The 19,193-nt window shown below is 73.5% G+C and carries 24 protein-coding genes and 1 tRNA gene; 16 read left to right on the forward strand and 9 right to left on the reverse strand.

The features are described from left to right. Positions 1-9 precede the first annotated feature (9 nt). Positions 10-1,314: a nicotinate phosphoribosyltransferase gene (locus JWQ92_RS03550; RefSeq protein WP_297343082.1), complete on the reverse strand. Its 1,305-nt coding sequence runs from the start codon at positions 1,312-1,314 to the stop codon at positions 10-12. 266 nt (positions 1,315-1,580) lie between these two features. Here JWQ92_RS03550 and JWQ92_RS03555 point away from each other — a divergent pair, with 266 nt between their 5' ends. From JWQ92_RS03555 to rdgB, 4 genes are read left to right on the forward strand one after another with little or no spacing between them, the layout of a single operon-like run. Next, the gene (locus tag JWQ92_RS03555; RefSeq protein WP_297343083.1) at positions 1,581-1,748 is read left to right on the forward strand and encodes a hypothetical protein; all 168 of its coding nucleotides are present in this window, start codon (positions 1,581-1,583) and stop codon (positions 1,746-1,748) included. A 42-nt stretch (positions 1,749-1,790) separates the two neighbouring features. Further along, positions 1,791-2,642 carry a glutamate racemase gene (gene murI / locus JWQ92_RS03560; RefSeq protein WP_297343084.1) on the forward strand — a complete coding sequence of 284 codons (852 nt, stop codon included), beginning with the start codon at positions 1,791-1,793 and terminating at the stop codon, positions 2,640-2,642. After that, the gene (gene rph, locus JWQ92_RS03565) at positions 2,639-3,388 is read left to right on the forward strand and encodes a ribonuclease PH (RefSeq protein ID WP_297343085.1); all 750 of its coding nucleotides are present in this window, start codon (positions 2,639-2,641) and stop codon (positions 3,386-3,388) included. The genes murI and rph overlap by 4 nt, the downstream gene beginning before the upstream one ends. Then, complete coding sequence (gene rdgB / locus JWQ92_RS03570) at positions 3,385-3,972, forward strand: RdgB/HAM1 family non-canonical purine NTP pyrophosphatase (protein WP_297343086.1); 588 nt, start codon at positions 3,385-3,387, stop codon at positions 3,970-3,972. Before rph ends, rdgB begins: the two co-directional genes overlap by 4 nt. Before the next feature lie 4 nt (positions 3,973-3,976). Here rdgB and JWQ92_RS03575 read toward each other — a convergent pair whose 3' ends face one another. Together JWQ92_RS03575 and JWQ92_RS03580 are read right to left on the reverse strand one after the other, a co-directional pair. After that, entirely contained in the window at positions 3,977-4,663 is a 687-nt protein-coding gene (locus JWQ92_RS03575; RefSeq protein WP_297343087.1) for a VTT domain-containing protein, read from the reverse strand. A gap of 40 nt (positions 4,664-4,703) precedes the next feature. Beyond that, positions 4,704-4,783 (reverse strand) — tRNA-Leu (locus tag JWQ92_RS03580). Positions 4,784-4,898: 115 nt separating this feature from the next. On the opposite strand from JWQ92_RS03580, the gene JWQ92_RS03585 reads away from it, so the two are divergent. Genes JWQ92_RS03585 through JWQ92_RS03595 form a run of 3 tightly spaced genes read left to right on the forward strand, consistent with a single transcriptional unit; the run spans position 4,899 to position 7,911 of the window. Next, positions 4,899-6,119, forward strand: a complete 1,221-nt coding sequence (locus JWQ92_RS03585; RefSeq protein ID WP_297343088.1) for a CpaF family protein — start codon at positions 4,899-4,901, stop codon at positions 6,117-6,119. Further along, a complete protein-coding gene (locus JWQ92_RS03590; RefSeq protein WP_297343089.1) occupies positions 6,116-6,976 on the forward strand; it encodes a type II secretion system F family protein in 861 nt (286 codons plus the stop codon). Before JWQ92_RS03585 ends, JWQ92_RS03590 begins: the two co-directional genes overlap by 4 nt. Next, positions 6,973-7,911, forward strand: a complete 939-nt coding sequence (locus tag JWQ92_RS03595) for a type II secretion system F family protein (protein WP_297343090.1) — start codon at positions 6,973-6,975, stop codon at positions 7,909-7,911. Before JWQ92_RS03590 ends, JWQ92_RS03595 begins: the two co-directional genes overlap by 4 nt. Here JWQ92_RS03595 and JWQ92_RS03600 read toward each other — a convergent pair. Further along, entirely contained in the window at positions 7,908-8,474 is a 567-nt protein-coding gene (locus JWQ92_RS03600; RefSeq protein ID WP_297343091.1) for a hypothetical protein, read from the reverse strand. The genes JWQ92_RS03595 and JWQ92_RS03600 overlap by 4 nt on opposite strands. 135 nt (positions 8,475-8,609) lie before the next feature. Further along, positions 8,610-9,008, reverse strand: coding sequence for a ribonuclease E inhibitor RraB (locus JWQ92_RS03605; RefSeq protein ID WP_297343092.1), 399 nt, complete (start codon positions 9,006-9,008; stop codon positions 8,610-8,612). A 51-nt stretch (positions 9,009-9,059) separates the two neighbouring features. Between JWQ92_RS03605 and JWQ92_RS03610 the strand changes: the two genes are divergently transcribed. The 3 genes from JWQ92_RS03610 to JWQ92_RS03620 all read left to right on the forward strand — a co-directional run bounded on the left by JWQ92_RS03610 (position 9,060) and on the right by JWQ92_RS03620 (position 11,881). Next, complete coding sequence (locus tag JWQ92_RS03610; protein ID WP_297343093.1) at positions 9,060-10,103, forward strand: TIGR03617 family F420-dependent LLM class oxidoreductase; 1,044 nt, start codon at positions 9,060-9,062, stop codon at positions 10,101-10,103. 78 nt (positions 10,104-10,181) lie between these two features. Then, on the forward strand, positions 10,182-10,538 hold the full coding sequence (locus JWQ92_RS03615; protein ID WP_297343094.1) for a PadR family transcriptional regulator: 357 nt from the start codon (positions 10,182-10,184) through the stop codon (positions 10,536-10,538). Then, positions 10,535-11,881, forward strand: a complete 1,347-nt coding sequence (locus JWQ92_RS03620) for a permease prefix domain 1-containing protein (protein ID WP_297343095.1) — start codon at positions 10,535-10,537, stop codon at positions 11,879-11,881. Before JWQ92_RS03615 ends, JWQ92_RS03620 begins: the two co-directional genes overlap by 4 nt. 5 nt (positions 11,882-11,886) lie before the next feature. Here JWQ92_RS03620 and JWQ92_RS03625 read toward each other — a convergent pair whose 3' ends face one another. Both JWQ92_RS03625 and JWQ92_RS03630 read right to left on the reverse strand, forming a co-directional pair. Next, entirely contained in the window at positions 11,887-12,096 is a 210-nt protein-coding gene (locus tag JWQ92_RS03625) for a hypothetical protein (RefSeq protein ID WP_297343096.1), read from the reverse strand. 95 nt (positions 12,097-12,191) lie between these two features. Beyond that, on the reverse strand, positions 12,192-12,557 hold the full coding sequence (locus JWQ92_RS03630) for a hypothetical protein (RefSeq protein WP_297343097.1): 366 nt from the start codon (positions 12,555-12,557) through the stop codon (positions 12,192-12,194). 235 nt (positions 12,558-12,792) lie between these two features. Here JWQ92_RS03630 and JWQ92_RS03635 point away from each other — a divergent pair, with 235 nt between their 5' ends. From JWQ92_RS03635 to JWQ92_RS03650, 4 genes are read left to right on the forward strand one after another with little or no spacing between them, the layout of a single operon-like run. Continuing rightward, on the forward strand, positions 12,793-12,969 hold the full coding sequence (locus tag JWQ92_RS03635) for a hypothetical protein (protein ID WP_297343098.1): 177 nt from the start codon (positions 12,793-12,795) through the stop codon (positions 12,967-12,969). Further along, positions 12,966-13,346, forward strand: a complete 381-nt coding sequence (locus JWQ92_RS03640) for a TadE/TadG family type IV pilus assembly protein (protein WP_297343099.1) — start codon at positions 12,966-12,968, stop codon at positions 13,344-13,346. Before JWQ92_RS03635 ends, JWQ92_RS03640 begins: the two co-directional genes overlap by 4 nt. Further along, positions 13,321-13,782: a hypothetical protein gene (locus JWQ92_RS03645; protein ID WP_297343100.1), complete on the forward strand. Its 462-nt coding sequence runs from the start codon at positions 13,321-13,323 to the stop codon at positions 13,780-13,782. The genes JWQ92_RS03640 and JWQ92_RS03645 overlap by 26 nt, the downstream gene beginning before the upstream one ends. Then, a complete protein-coding gene (locus tag JWQ92_RS03650; protein ID WP_297343101.1) occupies positions 13,779-14,210 on the forward strand; it encodes a pilus assembly protein TadG-related protein in 432 nt (143 codons plus the stop codon). Before JWQ92_RS03645 ends, JWQ92_RS03650 begins: the two co-directional genes overlap by 4 nt. A 6-nt stretch (positions 14,211-14,216) precedes the next feature. Here JWQ92_RS03650 and JWQ92_RS03655 read toward each other — a convergent pair whose 3' ends face one another. After that, positions 14,217-14,708: a PaaI family thioesterase gene (locus JWQ92_RS03655; RefSeq protein WP_297343102.1), complete on the reverse strand. Its 492-nt coding sequence runs from the start codon at positions 14,706-14,708 to the stop codon at positions 14,217-14,219. Positions 14,709-14,852: 144 nt separating this feature from the next. On the opposite strand from JWQ92_RS03655, the gene JWQ92_RS03660 reads away from it, so the two are divergent. Beyond that, on the forward strand, positions 14,853-16,703 hold the full coding sequence (locus JWQ92_RS03660; RefSeq protein WP_297343103.1) for a hypothetical protein: 1,851 nt from the start codon (positions 14,853-14,855) through the stop codon (positions 16,701-16,703). Between the two features lie 4 nt (positions 16,704-16,707). Here JWQ92_RS03660 and JWQ92_RS03665 read toward each other — a convergent pair whose 3' ends face one another. Beyond that, positions 16,708-17,976 (reverse strand): MFS transporter, encoded by a 1,269-nt coding sequence (locus tag JWQ92_RS03665; RefSeq protein WP_297343104.1) that lies wholly within the window; start codon positions 17,974-17,976, stop codon positions 16,708-16,710. A 39-nt stretch (positions 17,977-18,015) separates the two neighbouring features. Between JWQ92_RS03665 and prfB the strand changes: the two genes are divergently transcribed. After that, on the forward strand, positions 18,016-19,131 hold the full coding sequence (prfB, locus tag JWQ92_RS03670) for a peptide chain release factor 2 (protein ID WP_297343105.1): 1,116 nt from the start codon (positions 18,016-18,018) through the stop codon (positions 19,129-19,131). Positions 19,132-19,193: the final 62 nt, after the last annotated feature.

Genomic DNA, 19,193 nt, shown 5'->3' on the forward strand with positions numbered 1-19,193 from the left:
CCGGGGGCGTCAGGCGCCCTCGATCACGGTCGGGATCGCCGGGTCGCCGCTCGAGAGGCGTGTCGCCTCGGGGGGCAGCTCGCCGATGACCGAGGCGTGATGGTCGCGGGCGGCGCGCACCCCCGCGACGCCCAGGTGCTGGTGGTCGATGCGGCCGTCGACGACGAGGGGCACCACGAGGGGCCGTCCGCTGCCCGGATCCGGCTCGTGCTCGGCGATGACGACCCGCTCGGCGAGTGCCCGGCCGGCCTGGTCGAGGTCACGCACCGCCCACTTGCGGCCCCCGCGGCCCGCCTTCTCGCTCGACTGCTTGGCGACCCTGCGCCATCCGCCGTCCGAGTCGACGTGCTCGACGAGCTTGTAGACCAGGCCGGCCGCGGGATGCCCGGAGCCCGAGACGAGCGCGGTGCCGACCCCGTACGCGTCGACCGGCATCGCGCCGAGGGCGGCGATCGCGTACTCGTCGAGGTCGTTGGTGACGGTGATCCGGGTGCGGGTGGCGCCGAGGGAATCGAGCAGGCGGCGGACCTCCCCGACGACGACCGGCAGGTCGCCCGAGTCGATCCGCACGGCGCCGAGCTCGGTCCCCGCGACCCGGACCGCGGTGCGGATGCCCTCGGCGATGTCGTACGTGTCGACGAGCAGCGTGGTACCCACGCCCATCGCGGCGATCTGCGCCCGGAACGCACCCTCCTCCGAGTCGTGCAGCAGCGTGAAGGCGTGCGCGGCGGTGCCCATGGTGGGAACGCCCCAGCGGCGTCCCGCCTCGAGGTTCGAGGTCGCCGAGAAGCCGGCGATCCAGGCGGCGCGCGAGGCGGAGACCGCGGCGTGCTCCTGGGTGCGGCGTGACCCCATCTCGGCGACCGGGCGGCCCGCCGCGGACTGGACCATGCGGGCGGCGGCGGTGGCGATCGCGCTGTCCGCGTTCAGCACGCTGAGGAGCAGCGTCTCGAGCACCACCGCCTCGGCGAAGGTGCCCTCGACCGTGAGCAGCGGGGAGTAGGGGAAGTACAGCTCGCCCTCGCGGTAGCCGGTGATCGTGCCCCGGAACCGGTACCCGGCGAGCCACTCGAGGGTGTGGTCAGAGACGATCCGCTGCTCCGCGAGCCAGTGCAGCTCCGCCTCCTCGAATCGGAAGCGCTCGATGGCGTCGAGGAGGCGTCCCGTGCCCGCGAGCACGCCGTAGCGGCGGCCCCCCGGCAGGCGGCGGCCGAACACCTCGAACACGCTGCGCCGGTCGGCGGTGCCGTCCCCGAGCGCCGCATCGAGCATCGTCAACTCGTACCGGTCCGTCATCAGCGCGGTGCTGCTCACGGCAGCAGCCTAGGGACGGCCGTCCGTCGCGCGGATCCGGAGTTCTCAGGCGGCACGCCGCATCCCGGCCGGCGCGAGCGGCGTGTCCTTCCGTTTCTCCGGAACGGCGCGACGATGCGACGGGGAGGAAGCCCCCCACTACTGGGTACTCCCTCGCGGAGGGGCCCGTTCCGTACGCTCGACGGACGCCCGGTGCACCCACATCCGGCCATCCGCCGGCCACCCACCCGGTGCAGCAGCCTTTTCCCCGAAAGGTCCCTTCCCCCATGCTCGGATCCCCGAGCGTTCCCGCCTGGCTGACAGCCACGCCGGTCCACTCCTCCCCGTTCGTCCTCTGGGACTACGTGCCTGCGGCCGTCGTCGCCGTCGTGCTCCTCGCCTTCGCCATCACGCTCGTCGTGGTCGCCACCCACCACCGCCGCGACGTGGAGTAGCGGCCAGCAGCCGCACCGGCGCGGCCGTTAGGCTTCCCGCCCGTGACGGATGCACCGATCGGGGTCTTCGACTCCGGCGTCGGCGGGCTGACCGTCGCCCGCGCCGTCCTGGATCAGCTGCCCAACGAGGCGATCCTCTACGTCGGAGACACGGCGCACTCGCCGTACGGCCCGAAGCCGCTCGCCGAGGTGCGCGCGTACGCCCTCGCCGTGCTCGACGACCTCGTCGCGCAGGGCGTGAAGCTGCTCGTCATCGCCTGCAACACCGCCTCCGCGGCCATGTTCCGCGACGCCCGCGAGCGGTTCACCCTCGGCGCCGGCATCCCGGTCGTCGAAGTCGTGCTGCCGGCCGTGCGCGCCGCCGCACGCCAGACGCGCTCCAAGCGGATCGGCGTCATCGGCACGGTGGGCACGGTCAACTCGAACGCCTACGTCGACGCCTTCGTCGCGGATCCCGCCATCGAGGTGGTGCAGGCGGCCTGCCCGCGGTTCGTCGACTTCGTCGAGGCGGGCGTCACGACCGGGCCGGAGCTGTTCGCGGCGGCCGAGGAGTACCTCGCACCGCTGAAGGCCGCGCGCGTCGACACGGTGCTGCTCGGCTGCACCCACTACCCGCTGCTGTCGAGCGCCATCCGCTACGTGATGGGGCCGGACGTCGCGCTCGTCTCCTGCGCGGAGGAGACCGCGAACGACGTCTACCGGCAGCTCGTCGAGCACGACCTGCTGCGCACCGCGGCAACCCCGCCGCGCCACGTCTTCGAGGCGACGGGCACGAGCGCATCCGCGTTCCTGACCCTCGCCCGCCGCTTCCTCGGCCCCGAGGTGCCGTCGGTGGACCTCGTGCACACCGGCGCAATCTCCCTGCCGCACGCGACCCCCGGAGGACCACGATGACCGAGCGCCGCGACGGCCGCACCCCCGACCAGCTCCGCCCCGTCTCCATCGAGCGCGGTTGGAGCACCCAAGCGGAGGGCAGCGCCCTGATCTCCTTCGGGGAGACCCGCGTGCTCTGCACCGCGTCGTTCACGAACGGCGTGCCGCGGTGGCTGCAGGGCAAGGGCCGCGGCTGGGTGACGGCGGAGTACGCGATGCTGCCGCGCGCCACCAATGAGCGGAGCGACCGCGAGAGCGTGAAGGGCCGGATCGGGGGCCGCACCCACGAGATCTCCCGGCTCATCGGCCGCGCGCTGCGCGCCGTCGTCGACACGAAGGCGCTCGGGGAGAACACGATCGTGCTGGACTGCGACGTGCTCCAGGCCGACGGCGGCACCCGCACCGCCGCGATCACCGGCGCGTACGTGGCCCTCGCGGACGCGATCGCCTGGGGGCGGGACCGCCGGTTCCTCGGGCAGCGCAGCCAGCCGCTCGTCGACAGCGTGGCCGCCGTCTCGGTCGGCATCGTGGACGGGGTCCCGCTGCTCGACCTCGCCTACACCGAGGATGTGCGCGCCGAGACGGACATGAACATCGTCACGACCGGCCGTGGGCTCTTCGTCGAGGTGCAGGGCACCGCCGAGGGCGCCCCGTTCGACCGGCGCGAGCTCGACGCGCTGCTCGAGCTCGGCATCGCCGGCACGGCCGAGCTGACGCGGCTGCAGGTGGCGGCCCTCGAGGAGGGCGCGACCGGGACGGCGTCGTGACCGTCGCCGACCACTTCCCCAGGATCGTGCTCGCGACCGGGAACGCGCACAAGATCGCCGAGCTGCGCGCGATCCTCGAGCCGCTGCTGCCGGGCGTCGAGCTCGTCCCGTACGGCGGACCTTCACCCGTCGAGGACGGATCGACCTTCCTCGCCAACGCCCTGATCAAGGCCCGTGCCGCGCACGAGGCGACCGGCCTGCCCGCGCTCGCGGACGACTCCGGGATCGCCGTCACGGCCCTCGGCGGTGCGCCCGGCATCCACTCCGCCCGCTACGCCGGGACGGGCCGCGACGACGACAACCGCGCGCTGCTGCTCACCCGCATGGCGGGGGAGACCGACCGCCGCGCCCACTTCGTCTGCGCCGCGGTGCTCGTCGCCGACGTGGCGTCGTTCGAGGCGGTCGCGGAGTGGCCCGGTGAGGTGCTGACCGAGGCGGAGGGTGAAGGCGGCTTCGGCTACGACCCCGTGTTCCGGCCGGCCGGCGAGCATCGGTCCGCGGCCGCGATGACGGCGGAGGAGAAGAACGGGAGCAGCCATCGAGGGCTGGCGTTCCGGGCCCTCGCCGAACGGATCGGCGCCTGAGCCGCTAGTCCGTCGCCGGCTGCTCCCGGGCCGCCCGCTTGGCCTTGCGCCGGTTGCTGAGCAGGTGGATGGCGGTCGGGCCCAGGCTCAGCACCACGGCGCCGAGCAGGATCACGTCGATGTAGTGCACGACGAAGTAGCGCACGGGCGGGATGCCGCCGAGCAGGAACCCGAGGAACGTGATGCCGAAGCCCCACGCGATCGCGCCGATGAGGTTGTAGAGCGTGTAGCGACGCCGGGGCATGCGTCCGACGCCCGCGGCGATCGGCGCGAACGTGCGCACGATCGGCACGAAGCGGGCGAGGATCACGGCGAGCGCGCCGTACTTGTCGAAGAACCCGTTGGTCCGCTCGACCTGCTCGCGGCTGAAGAGGCCGGTCTCCCGCCGCTCGAAGATCCGCGGCCCCGTCTTGCGGCCGATGAAGTAGCCCGTCTCCCCGCCGAGGAACGCCGCGACGCCGATCGCGGGCGCCGCGACCCAGATGCTGACACCGAGGCCGTGCACGTCGTGCCGGGACAGCAGTCCCGTGATGATGAGCAGGGTGTCGCCGGGGAAGACGAAGCCGATCAGCAGGCCGGTCTCGGCGAAGATGATGAGGCAGACGCCGAGGATGGCGTAGGGCCCGAACGAGTGGATCAGCGATGTCGGATCGAGGAACGGGATCAGGGCGCTGAGGCGCACGTCGTCCATCCCTCGGCTCGTGCGGCATGCGCCGCGGCGGTGCGGCGAGTGCGGAAGGAGGGACTCGAACCCTCACGCCGAAGCACAGGAACCTAAGTCCTGCGTGTCTGCCAATTCCACCACTCCCGCATCGGGCTGGCTCAGTGTAGCGGCGGGGTGCGACGCGGCGGGGGTGCCGCGAGGGCGCTTCAGCGCCTGTGGAGAACCGCCGACGAGCGGATCCGCAGACGGTCACACTGACCCCGTGGCCGACCCCGTTCGACTGATCAGCGCAGCGGTGCGCGACCGTGCACGGCGTGGCGAGCTCGACGAGAACGGGCCGGTCGGCGCCGTGCGGGAGGAGTTGCGGCGCTACGCCGAGCACGCCGTCGGGTCGGGCGCCCCGCTGATCGCGGACGAGCGCCAGGCCGAGCGGCGCATCGTCGCCGAGCTGTCCGGCTTCGGCCCGCTGCAGCCCCTGCTCGACGACCCGGAGATCGAGGAGATCTGGATCAACGGGCCGACCCGCGTCTTCGTCGCCCGCAGCGGGGTCGCGGAGCTCACGCCCCTCGTGCTCGCCGAGCAGGAGGTGCGTGACCTGGTCGAGCGGATGCTCGTGACGAGCGGCAGGCGGGTCGACCTGTCCTCACCGTTCGTCGACGCCTCGCTGCCCGACGGTTCGCGCCTCCACGTCGTGATCCCCGACATCACGCGGCGGCACTGGGCCGTCAACATCCGCAAGTTCTCCGATCGCGTCGTCGACCTCGAAGCGCTCGTGGCGCGCGGATCGCTGCCGTCGACGGCGGCGGAGTTCCTCCGCGCGTCGATGCTCGCGGGCGTCAACGTGCTCGTGTCGGGGGCGACGCAGGCGGGCAAGACGACGCTCCTCAATGCCCTCCTCGCTGCGGGTCGGCCCTCCGACCGCGTCGTCACGGTCGAGGAGACGTTCGAGCTGCGGTCGCCCGGGCGCGACGCGGTCGCGATGCAGTGCCGCCAGCCGAGCCTCGAGGGCGGCGGCGAGGTCACGTTGCGGCGCCTGATCAAGGAGGCACTCCGGATGCGGCCGGACCGCCTCGTGGTCGGCGAGGTGCGGGAGGCCGAGGCGCTGGACCTGCTGATCGCGCTCAACTCGGGCATCCCCGGCGCCTGCAGCATCCACGCGAACTCCGCCCGCGACGCCCTCACGAAGCTCTGCACGCTGCCGCTGCTGGCCGGCCGCAACATCGACGCCGCCTTCGTCGTGCCGACGGTCGCCGCGTGCGTCGAACTCGTCGTGCACTGCGAGATGCTGGCGTCCGGGCGCCGCCGGGTCGTCGAGATCCTCGCCCCGACCGGGTCCGTGTCGGAGGGCGGGACCATCGAGGCCGGTCGGGTGTTCGGTCTGGATGACGGCGTGCTGCGGCCGCGCACGACGGTGCTGCCCCGCACCTCGAAGTTCGACGCGGCGGGCATCGACGTTCGATCGCTGCTCGGACGGGCCGCGTGATCCCCGCGCTCGGGGCGCTGGGAGGAGCGGGCCTGCTGCTCGTCGTCTCGCCGATCCTCTGGCCGCGGTCGCGACGCGCGGTGATCGTGCGCCGAGGAGTCGGTCGCATCGTGGACCGGCTGGAGCAGGCGGGCGTCCGGGGGATCGCCCCCGGACTGTTCCTGCCCGTGTCGCTCCTGCTGGGGCTCGCTGCCGGGGCGCTCGCCGAGGCCCTCACCGGGCTGCCGGCCGTCGCGGCCCTCGCCCTTGTCGCGGCGGCCGTCGCCCCCTGGGCCGTGCTGGGCCGGCGTGCCCGGGGGCGGCTCCACGCCGCCCGTGCCCTCTGGCCGGCGGTCGTCGACGCCCTCGTCGCCTCGGTCCGTGCGGGCATGCCGCTCCCGGACGCGATCGCGGCACTCGCCACCGAGGCGCCCGCGCCGCTCCGACCCGGCTTCGCGCTCTTCGAGCGGCGCTGGCGGGAGACGGGGACCACGGAGGTGGCTCTGGACGCGGCGAAGGCCCGCTTCGCCGACCCGACCGCCGATCGCCTGATCGAGATCCTCCGCATGGCCAGGCAGGTGGGCGGATCCGAGCTGCCGTCGGTGCTGCGCGACCTCGCGATCCACCTCCGGGCGGACCTCGCCCTGCGGTCGGAGATGGAGGCGCGGCAGTCGTGGGTCACCGGCGCAGGCAAGCTGGGGCTCGCCGCCCCGTGGATCGTGCTGGTGCTGCTCGCGACGAGGCCCGAGGGCGCGGCCGCCTACGGGACGCCCGCAGGCGCGGTGCTCGTCGTCACCGCCGCCGCCGTCACGCTGATCGCCTACCGGGTCATGGTCGCCATCGGTCGGCTGCCCGAGGACCGGAGGTGGTTCCGGTGACCGGGGAGCTCGCCCTCGCGATCGTCTGCGGCATCGGTCTCGGCCTCGGCCTGTGGAGCCTCACGAGCCGGTTGCCCGCATTCGCCCGGCCGCGCCTCGCGACCCGGATCGCTCCCTACCTGCTCGACGTCTCGGCCGAGGCGCGGCGTCTGCGCGACCGCGTTCCCGCGGATCCGGTGCCGGTGATCGGGGTGCTCGCCGTCCCGCTCCTCGAGGCGTTCCAGCGGGCGTTCGGTGCTGTGCTCGGGTCCCCGGGCGGGGCGGCGCTCCGCCTCCGCCGTGCCGGCCTCGACCGCAGCGTCGAGGGCCACCGCCTGCGTCAGCTCGGCTGGACCGCCGCCGGCGCGGTCGTCCTCGGCGGCGTGGCGCTGCTCGGCGGGCTCAGCGGATCCGCGTCGCAGTTCGCGGTCGTCGCCGCGCCGATGGTCGGCGCGGGCATCGGGCTCGCCGCCTCGGACCACCTGCTGACCAGGGCCGCCCGCCGCCGAGCCGGTCGCATCGAGAGCGAGCTGCCGACCGTGCTCGAGTTCCTCGCCCTGAGCCTGGCGGCGGGGGAGGGCGTGCACGACGCGCTCGCCCGCATCGCCCGGGTCGGGAGCGGGGTGCTCGCCGACGAGATCGGCGCCGTCGTCGCCCAGACGGCGGTGGGCGTCCCGCTCGGCGCCGCCCTCACGCGGCTCGGTGACGAGCTCGCCATCCCGGCGCTCGCCCGCTGCCTCGCCCACGTGGTCGCGGCGCTCGAGCGAGGTTCGCCCCTCGCCGAGCTGCTCCGGGTGCAGGCGGCCGACGCGCGCGAGGAGGCTCGGCGGGCGATGCTCGAGAGCGCCGGCAAGAAGGAGGTGGCGATGCTCGTGCCGCTCGTCTTCCTGATCCTCCCCGTCACCGTCGCCTTCGCGGTCTGGCCGGGCGTGGTGGTGCTGCAGACGCGCCTCTAGCCGACGAGTCGCGGTGCAACCGGCTCGAGCGCGGCCGCGACCATGGCGGCGGGCACCTCGTGCCCGCCGCGGAACTCCCGGTAGTCGACGTCGTACCCCTCCTGCTCGAGCACCGGGACGAGGCGCCGGCTGCACCGGTCGATCGGGAGCACGGGGTCGTCGACGCCGTGCGAGACGAAGACCGACGGCCGCCCGGCGCGAGGGTGCGACGAGGAATCCGGGGAGAAGGCGAGGATCCGGCGGACGAGCGTCCCGTTGATGAGGCCGAGGGACAGGGCGTAGGAGGCGCCGTCCGAGAAGCCGGCGATCACGAGCCGCTCCGGCGCGACCGCGAACAGGTCGAGCACCTCGCCGAGCGCCCGGTCGATCGCCGCGACGTCCGGCCCGACGCCGCCACGGATCACGTCCCAGGTCGCGTCGCCGGACTTCGGGGCGAGCAGGAGCACCCCGCGCGCCTCGGCCTCCAGCTGCAGGAAGGGGATGATCCCCGCCGGCGTCCCGCCTGCGCCGTGCGGCAGCACCACGAGGGGCACCGGATCGGCGAGCTCGCGGGGCACGAACACGGCGGGCTGCTGGGCCCCGCGGACGTGGCGCCTGGCAACGTGCCCCGGGAGCGGTGCCGTGTGCAGGTGCTCGCGCCATGTGCAGGTTTGACTACCCCCATCCGACCTGCAGACGGCTCGCGAACCTGCAGACGGTCACTCGAACAGCGCGCTCCACCCGTCCAGCCGGCAGTGCCCGTGCGCCCAGCCCGCGATCGTCATCGTGCGGACCCACCGGTCCAGGCCCGCCCGGGTCACCGCCACTTCCGGCGTGGTGCCCGCGACGGTCCACTCGTCCGTCTCGGTCTCCGGCGCGCGCACCTCGACCTCGTAGTCGCCCTCGGTCTCGAGGTATTCCGCGAGCTCGTCACCCACCTCCTGCGTGGAGGCCGCGAACGCGAACTCGATCCGCACCGAGTCGGAGCCGGCCTCGGCGACGCTCTCGGCGCTGTCGGCGTTCATCTCCTCGAGCTCCGCGAGGTTCTCGCTCACCCACTCCGCAGGCGCCGCACCGTGCTCCGGCTGCGGAATCGTCTCCTCGATCGGTGTCGTCACGTCGATCCCCTTCCGGTCCTGCCCTCCATCGTGCCGCGAGAGGATGAGGTCGTGCCGATCGAGACCGATGCCGCCCCGTTCCGACTCGACGTCGGCGGCGATCCCGGCATCGACGCCCTCGCGCTCGCCCGCCGTGCCGCCGAGGCCGAGGGGGAGGGGTTCGACGGCGTCAGCGCGTCCGAGACCCGGCACGACCCGTTCCTCTCCCTCGCCCTCGCAGCCCGCGAGACCACCCGCATCGAGCTGCTCAGCACGATCGCCGTGGCGTTCGCTCGCAACCCGATGACGGTGGCGCAGAGCGCGTTCGATCTGCAGGCGATCTCCGCAGGCCGGTTCCTGCTCGGCCTGGGGTCGCAGGTGCAGCCGCACATCGAGAAGCGGTTCTCCATGCCCTGGTCGAGGCCGGCGGCCCGGATGGCGGAGTTCGTGCGCGCCGTCCGCGCGATCTGGGCGACATGGCAGACGGGCGAGCCGCTGCGCTTCCGGGGCGAGTTCTACACGCACACCCTGATGACGCCGTTCTTCAGCCCGCCCCCGCTGACCGAGGGCCTCCCGCCCGTCTGGATCGCCGCCGTCGGCGAGCGGATGACCGAGGTCGTCGGCGAGGTCGGCGACGGCCTGCACGCGCACAGCTTCACGACGCCGCACTACCTGCGGGACGTCAGCCTGCCCGCCCTCGCCCGCGGGGCGGCCGGGGCCGAGCGCGACCCGGCGTCCATCGGGGTGGCGCTCCCGGCCCTGATCGCCGTCGGCGACGACCAGGCGGCGCTCGACGTCGCGGTCCGCGCGACGCGGGCGCAGATCGCGTTCTACGGCAGCACGCCCGCCTACCTGCCGGTGCTCGAGGCCCACGGGTGGACGGGGCTGCACGAGCAGCTGCACCAGGCGTCGCGACGCGGCGACTGGGCGACCATGGGCGACCTCGTCCCCGACGAGGTGCTCGAGACCTTCGCTCCCATCGGATCCGCGGACGCCGTCGCTCGGGAGCTCCGCTCGCGGTTCGCGGGCGTCGTGACCCGCCTGTCGTTCAGCGCGAGCTACCCGATCGCGCCGGAGACGACGGCCGCCTTGGTGCGGGGGCTGCGCGCCGGCTGAGCCTCCGCCCTTGTGCAGACCCTCCTCGCACCCATACCTTGTGCTGCAATGCATAACGGTGCAAGGCATGGAGGTGGCATGGACAAGGACCTGGTCGCGGCGATGGCTTCGCCGCTCGTGCTCTCGATCCTCGCGGAGGGCGACACCTACGGCTACGCCATCCTGAAGCGCGTCCGGGAGCTCTCGCGCGACGAGCTCGAGTGGAGCGACGGGATGCTCTACCCGCTGCTGCACCGGCTCGAGCGCAGCGGTTCCGTCCGCGCGGACTGGGGCGCGTCGCCCGAGGGGCGTCGCCGGCGCTACTACGCGATCACCGACTCCGGACGCGCCCAGCTCGCCGACCAGCGGCGGCAGTGGGAGACGGCGAACCGCACGCTCGGGGGCATCTGGAGCCGCGCCGCGTCCGGCCCGTCCACCTCCCTGGGGACGACATGAGCGGGGCACTGGTGGATGACGACATCGCCGCATGGCGCGCGGCCGTGGCCAAGGGCGGCGCGGTGACGTCGGCCGACGCGGACGAGCTCGAGGGGCACCTCCGGGACCAGATCGCCGACCTGGTCGCGGCCGGACTGGCCGAGGACGAGGCCTTCCTCGTCGCGGTGAAGCGGCTCGGCGGGGTCGACGCCATCACCGCGGAATTCGCCCGGGCCCACAGCGACCGCCTGTGGAAGCAGCTCGCACTGACCCACGCGGCAGCCCCCGCAGCGGGAGAGCGTCTCCCGCTGCGCATGGTGGTCTTCGCGGCCGTGGCCGCCGTGCTCCTCGACCTCGCGCAGGCGATCGCTCGCCTCGGGGAACCGGGCGGATGGGTGCTCCGCGACCTGGGGCTCTTCGTCCTCCCGGTGCTGGCCGCCTACTTCGCCGTCGCCCGGCGGATCCCGCTCCGCAGGGCGGCGGTGCTCGTGCTCCCCGTGGTGCTGGTCGCCGTCGTCGTGAACCTCTACCCGTTCCGGGCGGGTGGCGACAGCGAGCTGCTCGTCGCCGAGCACCTGCCCGTCCTGCTCTGGTTCGTCGTGGGCGTCGCCTACCTCGCCGGGGAAGGCCGGTCCAGCTCGAGGCGGATGGATTTCGTCCGCTTCTCGGGGGAGTGGGCGATCTACTTCGTCCTCATCGCGCTCGGCGGCGGCGTCCTCGTCGGCCTCAGCGGGCTGGTCCTGGCCCCGCTCGCGCCGTCCGCCGGGGACGCCCTCGCCACGTGGGTGATCCCCGCCGGCGCCGGCGGAGCGGTCGTCGTCGCCGCATGGCTCGTCGAGGCGAAGAAGAACGTCATCGAGAACATCGCGCCCGTGCTGACCGCGATCTTCACCCCGCTCTTCGCGCTCATGCTGCTCGCGGCCGTCGTCGTGTACGGCGTCCTCGGGATCGGGCACGCCTTCGACCGCAACCTGCTGATCGTCTTCGACGCGTTGCTGCTCGTCGTGCTCGCTCTCGTGCTCTACGGACTGAGCGCTCTGGACCCCGTCCGCCCGGGCGGCGCGACGGACGTCGTCCGGACCGTCGCGGTGGTGGCGGCGCTGCTGCTCGACCTGCTCGTGCTCGGATCGATGGTGGCCCGGATCGGCGAGCTGGGGTTCACCCCGAACCGGGTCGCCGCGCTCGGCCTGAACGTGCTGCTCGTCGTCGACCTCGCCGTCACGGCCTGGCTCTCGGTGCAGCTGCTCCTCGGCAGGACGACGGCCGAGCGGCTCGAGCGGTGGCAGACGGACTACCTGCCGGTGTTCGGCGTCTGGACGGCGGTCGTCGTGCTCGTGCTGCCGCCGGTGTTCGCATTCGCCTGATCGGCTCAGTCCTCGGGCGGCGCGCCGTTCCTGCTCGCCCGGATCAGGGTCGCGATCCCGGCGACGATCACGAACGCGCCGATGATGCTGACGACGACCCAGAGCGTCTGCGCGAGACCGTCCGTGGTCGCGAGCTGTGCGATCACCCCGACGAACAGCACCAGCACCCCGAGCAGGGTCAGCGCGACGCCGAGGCGGGACGGGCGGGCGGGCATCCGATCACGGTACCCGGCACCCGCGCGTTGACGGCCCGCGGGAGCCGGCCGGATGCTCCGGGGCTCACCAGTCGGCCCGGCGCGGTGCGCGGTGGCTAGCCGCCGATGGCGAGCAGCACGCAGAGCACGGTCAGCGTTGCGGTGATCGCTCCCATGCCCCACCTCTCGAGCGGATGCCGGCCGGTGAGGTTCCCGGCCGTGTTGAGTGCGAACAGCGCCGCGACGACCCAGACGGCCACTCGGACGACCGGGCCGGCGAGAGGGGCTGCGGCGAGCAGGCCTCCGTGGAGCAGGAGCAGCCAGCCGATGCCGGCGAGCACGGCCGCGGTGACCAGGCTGGCGAGGCGGTAGCCCGGCGGGAGCCGGCCGTCGGACTGCGCCGCGCGGCCACCGTACGCGGCGGCGGCGAGTGGGGCGCCCGCGCTCAACCCCAGCTGGAAGGCGACGCCGATCAGGAGCAACGCGCACGCCCCCAGGGTGAGGACCTCGACGACGGCGTGGGTCGTGTGGCTTCTCCGATGTCGGCGGCCCTGGTCGGAGCGGGGGTGCCTGGTCGGCCCACGGTAGCCGGGGATGGCCCCGGCCGCCGACCGCGGACGCCGGCTCCTCCGGGTGAGGACGAGGTCGCCTGTGGACAACTTCCGCGGCGCGGACGGGATCACGGGAAGACTCGCCTCGATCCGAGGGAGGCCCGACATGAAGACGCTGCTGAGCGGTGTGAGAACGCGATTCCGTGACGAGCGCGGCGACGTGCCTGGCTGGGTGCTCGTCACCCTGATGACCGCGGGTCTGGTCGTGCTGCTCTGGGGCGTCGCGGGTCCGGCGTTGACGAACCTGTTCCAGCAGGCGATCACGAGCGTCTCGGGCATATGACCCCGCTCGCCGAGCGCGGATCCGCTCCGGTCGAGTTCGTGCTGGTCGGGGTGCTGCTCGTCGCGCTCGTGCTCGGGGTGCTGCAGGTCGCCGCGGTGCTGTTCGTGCGGAACACCGCGCTGGACGCCGCGGCGGAAGGGGCGCGGTGGGCCGCGATCGAGGGCGCCCCGTCGGCCGGTGCCGCCCGCACGGCGCAGGTGCTCACCGCTGCGCTCGGACCGGCCTACGCCGCCGATGTGCGGGCCGGCGTGACGACCGAGGCGGGCCGGCCGGTCACCGTCGTCACCGTCCGAGCGCCCCTGCCCGTCCTCGGGCTGATCGGTCCCGCCGAGGGGCTCGAGGTGTCCGGCCATGCCGCGCTCGAACCCGTTCCCTGAGGCCCGGGCGGAGGCCGGTTCCGCCGCCGTCGAGTTCCTGACGGTCGGGATCGTGCTGCTCGTGCCGCTCGTCTACCTGGTGCTCGTGCTGGCGTCGCTCCAGGGAGCGGCGTTCGCAGCGGAGGGTGCGGCGCGGCAGGCGGCGCGCGAGGTGGTCCTCGCGGGCAGCGACCCGGCCGGGCGGGCGGCGGTGGCCGGCGCGGTGCACACGGCGCTCGCCGACTGGCGCGTCCCCGAATCGGATTCGGCGGTCGAGCTCACCTGCGCCCCCGATCCCGGGAACTGCCTCCTCGCGCGAGGGACCGTGCGGGTGACCGTTCGGGTCGCCGTCGCGCTTCCCCTGCTGCCGCGGGCCCTGGCGCTCGGCGCGCCGGGTGCCGTTCCGGTCGAGGCGCACGCCGTGCAGCGCGTGTCGATGTTCCAGGCGGCCCGATGAGGTCCCGATCCGACGAGGGGTCCACGCTGCCGCTGATCCTCGTCTTCCTGATGATCGCGGCCGGGTTCGTGATCGTCACCGCAGGCGCGACCGCGCTGCACCTCGAGAGGCTCCGGCTGCTCACCGTCGCGGACGGCGCGGCGCTCGCGGCGGCCGAGTCGTTCCGGATCGGCGACGCCACGGTGCAGGGCGGTACGGTCGTGCCGCGACTCACGGACGCGGGCGTGCGGGCCGCTGCCGCCGACGCGGTCGGCGGCGCGGATGCGGGCGGTCTCGCCGACCTGCGGCTCGTGGAGGCCCGTACGCCGGACGGCCGCAGCGCCCTCGTGCGGCTGGCCGCGACCTGGCATCCGCCGATCGCGGGGCCGCTGCTGCCGATCGCCGTCCCGGTGACCGTCGAGTCGACGGCCGCCGCACGCTTCCGCTGAGGCGCCCTAGGGCCCGACCACGAGCAGGCTCGAGGTCGCCGTCGCGTAGACGGTGCCGGCGGCGTCGGTCAGTGCGGCCTCGGCGAACAGCACCCGACGGCCGCGCTTGATCACCGTCCCCGTCGCGGTGACCGGGCCGGCGGACGGCAGGATCGGCCGCAGGTAGCTCACGGTGATGTCGATGGACGTGTAGCCGGTGCCGGCCGGCAGCGTCGAATGCGCGGCGCAGCCGAGGGCCGTGTCGAGCATCGTGCAGGCGAGGCCGCCGTGGACGGTGCCGAGCGGGTTGAAGAACGCCTCGCGCGGATCGCAGGTGACGCTGAGCCGCCCGTCCTCGATGTCGCCGAACCGCATGCCGAAGACCTGCGAGATGGGCGGCGGCGGTAGCACGCCCTCGCGCACCTGCCTCAGGTACTCGATCCCGGGAAGGTCCGCGTACCGGGGCAGCGCCTCCGCCGGGTCGGTCCATTCGACGAGCATCCGGCGATCCGTGTCCATACCGGGACGCTAGCCGACCAGCGCCACATCTCCCGGAACGTTGCATCTCGCGCCACCCGACGGGGAAGACGGCGCATCCGGCAGGCGTGACCTATCGTCTCGTCCGTGCCGGGGGGCGAGGAACGACGGGGGCGGCTGCGCGCCATGACCCTCGGACTCGGACTCGCCGCACTGGCGCTCGCGTTCGGTGCGCCGATCGCTGCAGGGGCCGACGAGCTGCCGGCGCCTGCTGCCGGTTCGAGCTCGGACCCGGGCACGAACTCGGGCACGGCATCGGCGGATCCCGCCCCGGCCGTCACGGACGCGCCTCCGACGGGCTCTCCGGCAGCGACCGACAGCCCGACGCCGACCCCGAAGCCGCCGCTTCCGTTCGCGATCGTCCTCCCGGCGGCTCCGGTGCTCACGCTGCCGAACGGTGACGGGTTGCGCGACTCGCTCACCGTGCACCTGACGGCACCGAGCACGTCCCCGGTCACCCTGACCGCAGTGAGGGGCACCCGCACCGTGCTCATCGCGAGGTCCGCGCCGCTCGCCGGGGTGCCGGGTGGGGGATCGGCGGCGATCCGCGTGCCGATCACGTCGCTGACCGTCGGTTCCTGGACCCTTCACGCGAGCACCGCCGGGCACAGCGTCGCGGCGCCCCATCCGGTCCGAGTCGGCTCCGGCATCGTCCGCACCCTGACGCTGAGCACCGATCGGACGACCTACTACCCGAAGACTCCCGGCGCGCCATCGCGGGTCGGCGCGACCGTGCGGGCCGCCGACGAGACCGGTGCGTCCATCGCGGTGCACGGCTCCGCCACGATCGCGGCGGGGACCGTCATCCACAGGTCCCCGATCAGCCGCGCCGATCCCGGGACCGCCCGACTGACCGTCTCCGGCCTCCGCGGCACCAGCGCCGCGCTCTCGGCTCGCGTGGCCGGGCCGGCCGGCTCGGCGCGCAGCGTCCGCCGGTCGGTGACGCTGGCGCCGACCGTGATCACCCGGGCGACGGTGAGCAGCACGTGGCCGACCGTCCAGCCGGTGATCGACGACCAGCTCGACACCGTCACCCTCTCCGCCGGGGCGAGCGCCAGCTCGGGCGTGACGGTCCCCGTGCATGGCGAAATCCGGGTCAGCCGCAACGGCACGGTCGTGCGGTCCTGGTCCCTCACCACCTCGGCGACGCACCGCGTGCTCTGGGACGGCCGTGTCGGCGGTCGCATCGTCGTCGGCACCTACACCGTCACCGTGCGCGAGCGCGGTCCCGACGGCGGCACCGTCACCCGGACGACGAACGTCGCCGTCAGCGCGGACCACCTGCCCTACCGGATCCGGATCGTCGCCGTGCTCGGGAGCGGCAACGAGCAGGGCCTCGCCATCGGTCGCGTCGACGGCGCCACCCGACTCTTCGCCGGGGTGGACGTGGGCGGAGGGGACGCCCGCATCGACGAGTACGACCTCACGGGCAGGCACCTCGCCTCGTCGGCGCCCCTGCCCGTCGGGCATGCGGCTGAGATCGCCGTCGGCGACGACGGCCTGCTCTACGTCGCGAACGGCAGCGCGACCGCGCCCACCCGCATCGGGGTCGTCGACCCGAACGGCTGGACCCTGAAGCGGACGATCGACGCGGGCGCCCTCGGCGTGAACGGGATGATCGCGTCGAATCCGGCGGGCGGGTTCCTCGTCTTCGCGAACCTCCCGGGTCAGCCGTTCACCGTGACGCCGATGACCGGGGATGGGAGCCTCGGCACCTCGGTGCCCGTCCCCGATCCCGGCGGTCTGCCGCAGGGCCTCGAGGTCGTGCACGGGCAGTGGTGGGTGTACTCGAGCCTCACCCAGGGCAATCGCATCACCAAGATCGATCCGGCGACGGGGAATCGCATCGACACGATCGAGCTCGCCATACCGGGCGAGGGTGAGGGCGAGGCCATCGATCCAGCAACCGGCCTCGTCTACGTCGGCTGCCACAGCCCCGACCGGTTCGGCGTGCTCGAGCCGGTCACCCCGGGCTGAGCGGTCAGGCGGAGCGCGCCCGGGGGATGTAGCGGGGCACCCAGCGGGCGATCAGTCCGGCACCGACCAGACCGACCACCCCGATCACGCCGGCCGCCACCGCGACGGAGCTGACCGCCGTGACACCCGCGATCACGAGCGGTGCGGCCGCGTTTCCCGCGTCGCCCGTGAAGCGGTAGGCGCCGAGGAACGGCGCCGGATCGTGGCGCGGCGCGAGGTCCGCGCCGAAGGTCATGAGGATGCCGCTGCCGATGCCGTTCGCGACCGACAGGAACATCGCGATCGCGATGAACCAGATCACCGCGGAGTGCAGCCCGGCCGTGGCGAGCAGCGCGAGGTGCCCGATCGCCAGGCCGATCATCGACGGGAGGGCGCTCCAGAGGCGCCCGAACCGGTCCATGATCTGGCCGCTCGAGAAGAACAGCGCGAAGTCGATCGCCCCCGCGACGCCGATCACGAGCGCGATCGAGCTCTCGGGCATGTGCAGGCTCACGGCGAGCAGGGGGAGGACCACCTGCCGACTGGAGCGCAGCCCGCCGATGAGCGCCGCGTTCGTTCCCATCCGGGCGAGGACGCCTCGATGCTCGCGGATGGTCCGGAAGAGGCCAGCCCGCTGGGGAGGTGCCGGCTGATCGAGCGCGTCGACCTGCGGTCGGGCCGCGCTCGAGCGGATGGCGGCCTGCCGCCGAGCGGCCAGCACCGCGGTCGGATCCGGGAGGGCGAGCAGCACCGCACCGGCGGCGAAGCAGGCGATCGCGTCGATCCAGAACGCCGCCTGCGTGCTGCCGGCGAGCCCGATCACCGCCGCGGCGAGGAACGGACCGAGGAAGTAGCCCGCCCGGAACATGCCGCCGAGCAGCGACAGGGCCCGCGCGCGGTACGAACGCGGCACGAACGAGGTCATGAAGGCCTGCCGCGCCAGCGCGAACGAGGCCGTCGCGATGCCGACGAGGAGCACCCCGACGGCGAGCACGAACGGGTTCGGCGCGACGAGGGCGACCACGAGCCCGAGCAGCGCGGCGGTCGCCGACCAGAGCATCGCGTTGCGCTCACCGATCCGGGCCACGATCCAACCGCTGGGCAGGTCGCCGATCAGCTGGCCGACGGTGATCAGCGCCGCGATGAAGCCCGCGAGGGCGAGGGAGGCGCCGAGGTGCACCGCGGCGACGGGGATGATCGGGATGATCGCGCCCTCGCCGGTCGCGAACAGCAGCGACGGAAGGTAGACGGGGAGGGCGACCGAGCCGAGGCGGAACGGCTCGGTCGACGTCATCCTGGCCAGCCTACGACCGCCAATAGACTGGCCGCCCTCATGGTGCAACTCGACTACGCTGCCCGGCTCGCCTCCCTCCGCTCGACGCTCGCCGATGTGCTGTCCGTCGTCGGCGTCGACGACCTGCGTGCGCGCATCGCCGACCTCAGTGCGCAGGCGTCCGTCCCCGACCTGTGGGACGACCCCGACGCGGCGCAAAAGGTGACGAGCGCGCTCAGCCACGCGCAGTCGGAGCTCGCGCGGATCATCGCCGTGCAGCGCCGCCTCGACGACCTCGAGGTGCTCGTGGAACTGGTGAACGCGGAGGACGACGAGCAGCAGGCGCAGTACGCGGCCGAGGCCGAGTCCGAGCTGGCCGCCGTCCAGGCGAGCGTCGGCGAGCTCGAGGTGCAGACCCTGCTGAACGGCGAGTACGACGCCCGTCCGGCGGTCGTCACGATCCGCGCGGGCGCGGGCGGCGTCGACGCCGCCGACTTCGCCGAGATGCTCCTGCGCATGTACCTGCGCTGGGCGGAGCAGCACAGATATGCCGTGACGGTGATGGACACCTCCTACGCGGAGGAGGCCGGGATCAAGTCCGCGACGATCGAGGTGGACGCCCCCTACGCGTTCGGCACGCTCTCCGTCGAGGCCGGCACCCACCGTCTGGTGCGGATGAGCCCCTTCAACTCGGCGGGCAAGCGGCAGACGAGCTTCGCGGCCGTCGAGGTCATCCCGCTGCTCGAGGAGAGCGGCGAGATCGAGGTGCCGGAGAGCGACATCCGCATCGACGTCTTCCGCTCCAGCGGTCCCGGTGGCCAGAGCGTGAACACGACGGACTCCGCGGTGCGCATCACCCACCTGCCGACCGGGATCGTCGTGTCGATGCAGAACGAGAAGAGCCAGATCCAGAACCGCGCTGCGGCGATGCGCGTGCTCCAGTCGCGGCTGCTCATCCAGCGCCGCGAGGAGGAGGCGGCGAAGAAGAAGGAGCTCGCCGGCACGATCACCGCGAGCTGGGGCGACCAGATCCGCTCGTACGTGCTCGCTCCCTATCAGATGGTCAAGGATCTGCGCACCGAGCACGAGGTGAACAACCCGTCCGCGGTGTTCGACGGCGACCTCGACGGGTTCCTCTCCGCAGGCATCCGCTGGCGGAAGAGGTCGGCGGTCTGACGAGCGAAGGCGATCTCTCGCCTTCGCGCCGCCGCCCGCGGCTCCACGTCTCGGCCTGATCG

This window comes from Amnibacterium sp. (assembly GCF_025463795.1).
In the GTDB taxonomy this organism is placed as follows: Bacteria; Actinomycetota; Actinomycetes; order Actinomycetales; family Microbacteriaceae; genus Amnibacterium.